Source organism: Vibrio genomosp. F10 str. 9ZD137 (genome assembly GCF_049974785.1).
GTDB lineage: Bacteria > Pseudomonadota > Gammaproteobacteria > Enterobacterales > Vibrionaceae > Vibrio.
Window position 1 is genome coordinate 1 of record NZ_JBNGCJ010000266.1, and the last position, 8,769, is coordinate 8,769.

An 8,769-nucleotide genomic window follows, 5' to 3' on the forward strand; every position below is an offset into this window, starting at 1 on the left:
CAATTTCCGTGGCGAACGTGGCCATGGTCGTCGCACTCCAAGCAGCGAATCATAATTGAGTAGCGAAACATAAAATCGTTAAATAGATTATAAAAATCCCCCGTTAGAGATAACGGGGGATTTTTTTCATTGGCATAATCGAATCTCTATGCCGTCGACTTGATGATTTACATGCTTATTAAGGTTGGCTTAGAAGAACCCCAAAGGATTGACATCGTAGCTGATCAATAAGTTTTTGGTGTTTTGGTAATGGTCGAGCATCATTTTGTGAGTTTCACGACCAATCCCCGATTTCTTGTAGCCACCAAACGCAGCGTGAGCAGGATACGCATGATAACAATTCACCCAGATACGGCCTGCTTCTATATTGCGACCCATTCGATAAGCTAAATTCGCGTCTCGTGTCCATACACCAGCACCTAAGCCATATTCCGTATCGTTGGCAACCTCTAGGGCTTCAGCTTCATCTTTAAAGGTCGTAATCGCAATGACGGGGCCAAAAATCTCTTCTTGGAACACTCGCATTTTGTTATGACCTTTGAGCATCGTTGGTTGAATATAGTAACCGTTCCCGAGGTTATCCTGCTGCTGAGCCACTTTTCCGCCAACCAGGACTTCTGCTCCTTCTTGCTTGCCAATTTCAAGGTAACTCAGAATCTTGTCAAACTGCTCTTTAGAGGCCTGCGCGCCAACTTGAGTGTCGGTATCTAAAGGGTTCCCTTGTTTAATCGATTTTGCACGTTCAATCACCTTCGCGATGAATTTGTCATAGATTGATTCGTGAATAAGCACACGAGATGGACAGGTACAGACTTCACCTTGGTTGAAGAACGCGAGTAACATACCTTCAATACATTTGTCTAAATAGCTGTCTTCATGGTTAAAAATATCGGCAAAGTAAAGGTTTGGTGATTTCCCACCCAACTCAACCGTTGAAGGGATAAGACTTTCTGCAGCGCATTTTAATATGTGGTTCCCTACTTCTGTTGAACCAGTAAATGCAAGTTTGGCGACTCGGTTACTTGTTGCTAATGCTTGACCCGCTTCACTACCAAATCCATTAACAATATTGATGACACCAGCAGGCACTAAGTCGCCAATTTTTTCCATCAAAACCAGAATGGAGACAGGGGTTTGTTCTGCGGGCTTTAACACCACACAACAGCCCGCAGCGAGCGCTGGTGCAAGCTTCCAAGCGGCCATAAGCATTGGGAAATTCCAAGGTATTATCTGTCCAACAACGCCAATCGGCTCTGGAAAGTGATAGCTTGCTGTGTGGGTATCAAGTTCTGCTGCACTCCCTTCTTGAGCGCGAATACACCCTGCAAAATAGCGGAAGTGATCAACAATAAGAGGCAAATCTGCGGCAAGGGTTTCACGTACTGGTTTTCCATTTTCCCATGTTTCTGCAACCGCCAATTCCTCTAAATGTTCTTCGATTCTGTCTGCTATTTTTAGCAGAATATTGGACCGCTCTGTAACACTCGTGGTTGCCCAACTTTGGCGAACGGCATGCGCCGCATCGAGAGCTAAGTTGATATCCGCTTCCCCAGAACGGGCTACTTTACAGAAGTTTTCCCCATTTACTGGAGAGCTGTTATCAAAGTACTGTCCTTCCACAGGCGCGACCCACTCTCCACCAATGTAGTTGTTATAGTGTGAGTGAAAATTAACGATAGACCCTTGGTCACCAGGCTGCGCATAAATCATAATTCGTTCCTTCATTTTCTGTTGAATGTTCATGGATTGTGTTTAAAACATGTGGGTACTTTTCTTTTTGTGCCATCAAGTAAACGCAAATCACACGCCAACAAATAAAATATTGTTGTTAATGATATGTAAAACTATGATTGCAAAAACGTTATATAAATGTCTGTATTGCGAATGTCATCAACGAGGCGAGTTGGAGTGTGTTCAAGTGTTCCATATTGGTACGTGTCAACTGTGACAAAATGGAACACTTACGTAGAGCAGAATATGGATATGTTGATTAAGTACTGATGAAGGGTTTTTAACATGCAACTTCAAACGAATGAAAAACCAGAGTGGTTGAGCTCTTCATGGAACCGAAGCAGCGATGCGGGTTTAAAACAGCGACGATTACCTGAAGACATTCGCCTATCGTCTCGGCTGCTCAGTGAACGAAGACGCAAAACAAAAACCGTAATCGAAGCTGTGGAGCAACTTGCTTTACCTCTGTTTAACCAAATGTTCGCCAGGTCCGATAGCCGATTAATCTTAACCGATCCGGAAGGCGTTATTCTTTCTAGTTGGGGTCAGCCCCGTTTTAAGGAAAAGCTCACCAGCATTGCATTGGGAAGTGGGGCGTGCTGGCTTGAAAGACTGAAAGGAACGAATGCGATCGGCACAGCGATTATTGAAGCGAAGCCGATTTCAGTGATTGGTAATCAACATTTTATTAAACAGCATCAGTTTATTAGCTGCTCAGCGAGCCCGCTATTTGATCACCTCGGAAATATGATCGGTGTTCTCGACATCACTAGCGAACAGCAGCAGCATGACATTTCCACTCAGGTTTTGCTTCAGAATATGATTCAACGGGTTGAAAATCACTTGTTGAACCATATCCCCCAAGGAGCAATTCGAATTGATCTCGCGTGCGAACAGTCGTTACTTCATAGTGGTTGGCAAGGTATTTTGATTGCCGATGATGAGGGGCAAGTGCTGGCGAGCAATGGTGTAGCATTACAGCTTCTTGCCCAGCCTTCAGTGGTGGGCCATTCATTGGGCGAGATACTGGATTCATCGTCTTGTTCTTCGGGATTAGTTTTTGAAAAACAGCATTTAGAAACGCCAAAGCGCCATGTACGAACTGTCTCTGCCTCGTGTGAATTGCATCATGGAGATAGCCAAATAGAGCATGCATGGCAACAAGCAAGCAAGATTGTTGATAAAGGGATCAGCTTGCTGATTTTAGGAGAAACAGGCGTCGGAAAGAGTGAGTTCGTAAAATTGCTGCATAAGCAAAGTGCTCGAAAACGCGGACCACTCGTCACAGTAAATTGCGGTGCATTACCTAAAGACCTCATTGAATCTGAGCTTTTTGGCCATGTAGCAGGCGCTTTTACAGGGGCTAACAATAAAGGGTTTGTAGGTAAAGTTCGACAAGCGGATAAAGGCATCCTATTTTTGGATGAAATAGCTGACATGCCCCTAGAAGCACAATGCCGTTTGTTACACGTACTGCAAGAGAAAGTGGTGGTCCCTATTGGTTCCACTCAGAGCCATGACGTTGATATTCAGGTCATTGCGGCGACACACAAAGATGTTGAAACCTTGGTAGAGCAGGGTGATTTTCGGCAAGATCTCTATTATCGTTTGAATGGACTTACCTTGAGCTTACCAGCATTGCGCGACCGGCAGGATAAGCGTGCATTGATCGAGTTGATTCATCGTAAGTATGCGCCAAGATCACAAACGATTTGTGAACAACTGATGGGACTTTTACTTAACCATAATTGGACAGGAAATATCAGGGAGCTTGATAACGTATTGAAAGTATCGACGTTGCTTGCAAGCGATGAGAATGTGCTATCAGAAGAGCATTTACCTGAACATTTGCTGCGATACGTAAAGCACAATACTGAAAAGCTTGCGGTTCCTGCGAAAGACCTCAAGACGACGCTTGATCATACGTTGCTTGAAACATTTCAAGCAACACAAGGCAATGTGAGTAAAACCTCGAGGTTATTAGGAGTCAGTAGAAATACTATTTATCGAAAACTGAAAATACTCGGATTAATATAATGATAATTAAACCATTATATTAATCTCCATTTTTTATTACTTACTCTGCTAAAAAATAATCGAAAACGAATATTTATAAACGTCCTATCTAGAGTTAATTCAGAATAGTCCAAATAAGGTTCCTCCGCTTTTTTCTATAATGCAGTGTATTTTTAAGCGACAAATATGAGAGATTGTTCACGAATAGAACAACCGGTTGCATTAACGCAACCGGTTGTGCTTTTGTGTGTTGTTTTTTTTTGATACAGTTTCGCCATACTGACAAGTGATCAAAATGGAGTAAGAAATGAAAAAGATTTTATTGTGCTGTAGTGCAGGTATGTCAACGAGTATGTTGGTTAGAAAAATGGAACAAGCCGCTGCTAAAAGAGGGATAGAGTGCGAAATAGAAGCGCTAGCGGTCAACGCCTTCAATGAGGTAATCGCAGATTATGATGTTTGCTTACTCGGCCCACAAGTGAGATTCCAGTTGGAAGAGCTGAGCAAAATCGCCGCCGAGCACGGGAAGAATATCGCCGCGATATCGCCACAAGATTACGGGATGATGAAGGGGGATGAAGTCCTAGATCAAGCTTTAAGTTTAATTGACTAAATAGACTCACTAATTAAAAACATAATAGTTAACACTATATTAAAAAATATAGTGCGGGTTCTTTCGTTCAAAATATATAAGGATTTATACTATGAAGCTTTATGATGCGATAATAGGGTTCGTTGAAAAACGTATCGCGCCATTAGCCGCTAAGGTTGGAAATCAGCCTCATGTCAGAGCAATGCGAGATGGGTTTATTGTGGCAATGCCATTTATTATTGTCGGCAGTTTTATTTTAATCTTTGCCTTTCCTCCTTTTGGTGAAGATACACAAAATGCTTTTGGCCGAGTCTGGCTTGATTTTGCAACACAAAACTTTGATGTCATTATGATGCCGTTCAATATGTCGATGGGCATCATGACAATATTTGTGTCTCTAGGCGTGGCATACAGTTTGGCGAAAGCTTACAAAATGGATGGCATCACCAGTGCAGTGTTGTCACTAATGAGTTTTTTACTGGTTGCTGCTCCTGCAACCGATGGGGCATTGTCAATGTCTCATATGGGCGGAACGGGTATTTTTACTGCGGTAATGTGTGCATTTTTCTCAGTAGAGCTTTACCGCTTTATGAAGAAGCACAATATTACCATACGCATGCCAGAGCAGGTTCCACCAGCGATTGCTCGTTCATTTGAAGTCTTGTTACCCGTATTAGCCATCTTCGTCACTCTTTACCCACTCAGTCTGTTTGTCCAAGCAGAGTTCGACATGCTGATTCCCGATGCGGTGATGGCCATGTTTAAGCCTCTCATCAGTGCATCTAATACGCTTCCTGCAATCATCGGTGCTTTGCTGGTCTGTCAACTGCTATGGTTTGCTGGAATTCATGGTGCCGCGATTGTTGTTGGCCTATTGTCTCCGATTTTCTTAACCAATATTGGCGCGAACATTGATGCCTTTGTTAACGATCAGCCAGTACAAAACATCTTCACTCAACCTTTCTGGGATTTCTATATTTTCATTGGTGGCTCAGGTGCAACTCTAGCCCTCGTCATACTGATGTCATTCAGCCGTTCTGCTCACCTCAAAAGTATCGGTCGCATGAGTGCTGTTCCTGGTTTCTTTCAGATCAACGAACCGGTCATCTTTGGTAGCCCGATTGTTATGAATCCTATCCTATTCATTCCATTTGTTTTCGCTCCAATTATCAACGCAACGATAGCGTACTTCGCAGTGCATGTTGGATTTGTGGGTATGGGTGTGGCGACAACACCATGGACAACACCAGCGCTTATCGGTGCGTCGTGGGGGTCTGGTTGGACATTCGCTCCTGTTCTTCTTGTTATCGGGCTGCTGATCCTTGACTTGTTCCTTTACCTGCCATTTTTCAAAATGTTTGAAAAACAGCTCTTAGAGCAAGAAAAAGAGGCCGCGACTGAAAGTAAAACCTCGTCACCGAAAGTCGGTAAAGCGGCAACGGCATAAACAATATTGGGCTACCGGATGACTTAGGCATGACGGTAGCCAACTTTTACATTTGGGAGAGAATCGTGGATCAAGAATTAGTAGTAATGGAAATTATCTGTAACGCAGGCGAGGCAAGAAGCCTCTGCTATGAAGCGCTGCGTTTATCAAGAGAGAATGACTTTGAAGGAGCAGAAAAAACATTGCTTCAAGCCAAAGAGTGTTTGAACAGAGCGCACTTAACGCAAACCCAGTTGATTGAACAGGATCAAGGGGAAGGCAAAGTTGCGATGACGTTGGTGATGGTTCACGCTCAAGATCATCTGATGACCACCATTCTGGCCCAAGAAATGGCGACAGAAATGGTCGCATTGCATAAATTAATCGCTAAGTAAGGAACAATCATGGCTAAGGGATCATTAAAACTTGCAATCATCGGTGGCGGCAGTAGCTATACGCCCGAGTTGGTTGAAGGTGTATTGAAAAGGCTGGAATTTTTGCCTGTAAAAGAAATCCATTTTTTTGATATTGAAGCAGGTAAAGAGAAGCTAGAAATCATTGAATCTTTATCAAAAAGAATGGTGGCAAAGGTTAACGCCGACATAGTAATAAAAGCTGGATTTGACCGTAGAGAAGCGATCAAAGGGGCTGATTTCGTTATGACTCAGTTCCGAGTTGGTGGCCTAAACGCCAGAGCCAGTGATGAACGCATTCCATTAAAGTATGATGTGATTGGGCAAGAAACAACGGGCCCAGGCGGATTCGCTAAAGCGCTGCGTACCATTCCTGTCATTCTGGATATTTGTAAAGACATCGAAGAGTTAGCACCCAATGCATGGATGCTCAATTTTACCAATCCAGCAGGGTTGGTAACGGAAGCCATTGCCAAATACAGTAAAGTCAAAAGTATTGGTTTATGTAATGTCCCTGTTTCAATGCAGATGATGATTGCAGAAATGATGGAATGTGAGCCTAGCGAATTGCAATTGGAGTTTGCAGGTTTGAACCATCTTGTTTGGGTAAATAAAGCATGGCTTAAAGGCGAAGACATCACTGCAACTGTTTTGCAAAAAGTGGGTGATGGCGCAAACTTTAGTATGACGAACATCTTCGAAGAACCTTGGGACCCTGATTTTCTTGAGGCACTTGGCGCGATACCTTGCCCTTACCATCGTTACTTCTATCAAACCGATGCCATGCTAGCAGAAGAGAAACAGAGCTCTAAAGAGCAAGGCACTCGTGCAGAGCAGGTGATGGCCACGGAAAAAGCGTTGTTTGAGCTTTATCAAGATGAAAGCTTGGCTGAGAAACCCAAGCAGCTTGAAGAGCGGGGGGGGGCTTATTATTCGGACGCTTCACTCAACCTTGTCGATGCCATTTACAATAACAAAAACGGTATTCACGTTGTCAATGTATTGAACAATGGAGCAATCAGTACGTTACCGCATGATGCTGTCATTGAGTGTAGTGCTGTCGTTGGAAGTTGGGGAGCGAAACCTTTAGCGGTGGGCAATCTTTCTCCTAAAATTAGTGGCTTACTACACCAAGTTAAAGCGTACGAGCAACTGGCGATCGAAGCAGCCGTTCATGGTGATAAAAATCAAGCGTTAATGGCGTTAGCAGCGAATCCGTTAGTACCTGATATTACTAGAGCCAAAGCGCTTTTGAATGATATCTTAAAGGAAAATTCAGATTATCTTCCTCAGTTTAAGTAAGAGTCATCTGGTCAAAACAAATAAACTGGCTAAGAAAAATACACTGGGGTAAGTGAATGTCGTTTTTCTCGGGGGGGAATATGAAAGTTATATTTAATGCTGATGATTTTGGGCTGACGGAAGGCGTCAACCACGGCATTGTGGAATCTCATCGAAATGGTGTCGTTAATTCAACAACCATGATGGTTGGTGTTGCATCGGAGGAGCATGCACTGACTTTATCGCGAGAATACCCGAACTTAAAAGTGGGGTTACACCTAAGATTTACAATGGGCGCCCCATTAACCAATCATACTTGCCTTTATGGCGAGGGAGGCCACTTTCCTGGTTTGGACACGTTTTGGGATAAACAAGATTTCGAGACAAGTGCCGTGCATGATGAAGTGGTAGCACAGGTGGAATACTTTCTATCAATGGGGCTTTCATTGAGCCACATTGATAGCCACCACCATGCGCATAGCCATCCTCAAATTGGCCCTGTTGTGGAGAAAATTGCCAAGCTTTATGGCGTTCCTGTTCGTAGTTTTGGAGGTGCGGGTATCGACATAGACGGTTGTCGCTACCTTTTTACCGATAAATTTTATGGAAATCAGGTCGATCTCGACACACTCATTGTTCACCTATTAAGCTTGAAAGGGACCTATGATTTAGTAGAAGTGATGTGTCACCCAGCGATTGTTGATGATGCATTAGAGCAAGTCAGCAGTTACCGAGAGCCTAGACACAAGGAATTAACCATCCTAACCGATCCTCGCTTAAAAGAGAGGTTGCTTACCCGTGGTATAAAAATCACGGATTATTCTGAGTTAGATTTTATGCATCATAAAGACTGTGTATGATTAAGGCAGCCAGTGGCGATCCCCCTAGATCACTTTTCGCATGACTGGCTGTCACTTTATGCTTTTTAAACCTATGAGAACTCAACGCAATTATGGCTAGAATTAAAGATGTAGCAGAGCTGGCGGGCGTCAATCGTTCCACGGTATCGCGAATTATTAATGGGGAAGGCAAGTTTCGCGAAGAAACAAAAATGAAAGTTGAACGTGCAATGGCGGAACTGAACTACAGACCCAGTGCAATAGCGCGTTCATTGGCAACATCCTCTTCGAACATGATGGGCTTACTGGTGACCTATTACACCGGTGGCTTCTTTGGAGAGATGATGAATCAGGTACAAGCAGAACTGGATTCACACAACAAGTTTTTGATTACCGCACAAGGTCACCACACCGCAGAAGGTGAACGAGAAGCGATTCGTCGTTTCCATGACTTACGCTGTGATGGTTACG

At 43.6% G+C, this 8,769-nt stretch carries 8 protein-coding genes; 7 read left to right on the top strand and 1 reads right to left on the bottom strand.

Going from position 1 to position 8,769, the window contains the following annotated elements; translation table 11 throughout:
- Positions 1-189: 189 nt before the first annotated feature.
- Positions 190-1,710 carry an acetaldehyde dehydrogenase ExaC gene (exaC, locus tag ACP45E_RS04440; protein WP_017036250.1) on the bottom strand — a complete coding sequence of 507 codons (1,521 nt, stop codon included), beginning with the start codon at positions 1,708-1,710 and terminating at the stop codon, positions 190-192.
- Between the two features lie 306 nt (positions 1,711-2,016).
- Between exaC and ACP45E_RS04445 the strand changes: the two genes are divergently transcribed.
- The 7 genes from ACP45E_RS04445 to ACP45E_RS04475 all read left to right on the top strand — a co-directional run.
- Positions 2,017-3,768, top strand: coding sequence for a sigma-54-dependent Fis family transcriptional regulator (locus tag ACP45E_RS04445; protein ID WP_017036997.1), 1,752 nt, complete (start codon positions 2,017-2,019; stop codon positions 3,766-3,768).
- Between the two features lie 286 nt (positions 3,769-4,054).
- On the top strand, positions 4,055-4,360 hold the full coding sequence (locus tag ACP45E_RS04450) for a PTS sugar transporter subunit IIB (protein WP_017036996.1): 306 nt from the start codon (positions 4,055-4,057) through the stop codon (positions 4,358-4,360).
- A gap of 91 nt (positions 4,361-4,451) precedes the next feature.
- Positions 4,452-5,786, top strand: a complete 1,335-nt coding sequence (locus ACP45E_RS04455) for a PTS sugar transporter subunit IIC (protein WP_017036995.1) — start codon at positions 4,452-4,454, stop codon at positions 5,784-5,786.
- A 65-nt stretch (positions 5,787-5,851) separates the two neighbouring features.
- The gene (locus tag ACP45E_RS04460) at positions 5,852-6,160 is read left to right on the top strand and encodes a PTS lactose/cellobiose transporter subunit IIA (RefSeq protein WP_017036246.1); all 309 of its coding nucleotides are present in this window, start codon (positions 5,852-5,854) and stop codon (positions 6,158-6,160) included.
- 9 nt (positions 6,161-6,169) lie between these two features.
- Positions 6,170-7,480: a 6-phospho-beta-glucosidase gene (locus ACP45E_RS04465; protein WP_017036994.1), complete on the top strand. Its 1,311-nt coding sequence runs from the start codon at positions 6,170-6,172 to the stop codon at positions 7,478-7,480.
- An 80-nt stretch (positions 7,481-7,560) separates the two neighbouring features.
- The gene (gene chbG, locus ACP45E_RS04470) at positions 7,561-8,319 is read left to right on the top strand and encodes a chitin disaccharide deacetylase (protein ID WP_017036244.1); all 759 of its coding nucleotides are present in this window, start codon (positions 7,561-7,563) and stop codon (positions 8,317-8,319) included.
- Between the two features lie 92 nt (positions 8,320-8,411).
- The coding region (locus ACP45E_RS04475; RefSeq protein WP_141707222.1) for a LacI family DNA-binding transcriptional regulator at positions 8,412-8,769 on the top strand (358 nt) is incomplete at its 3' end.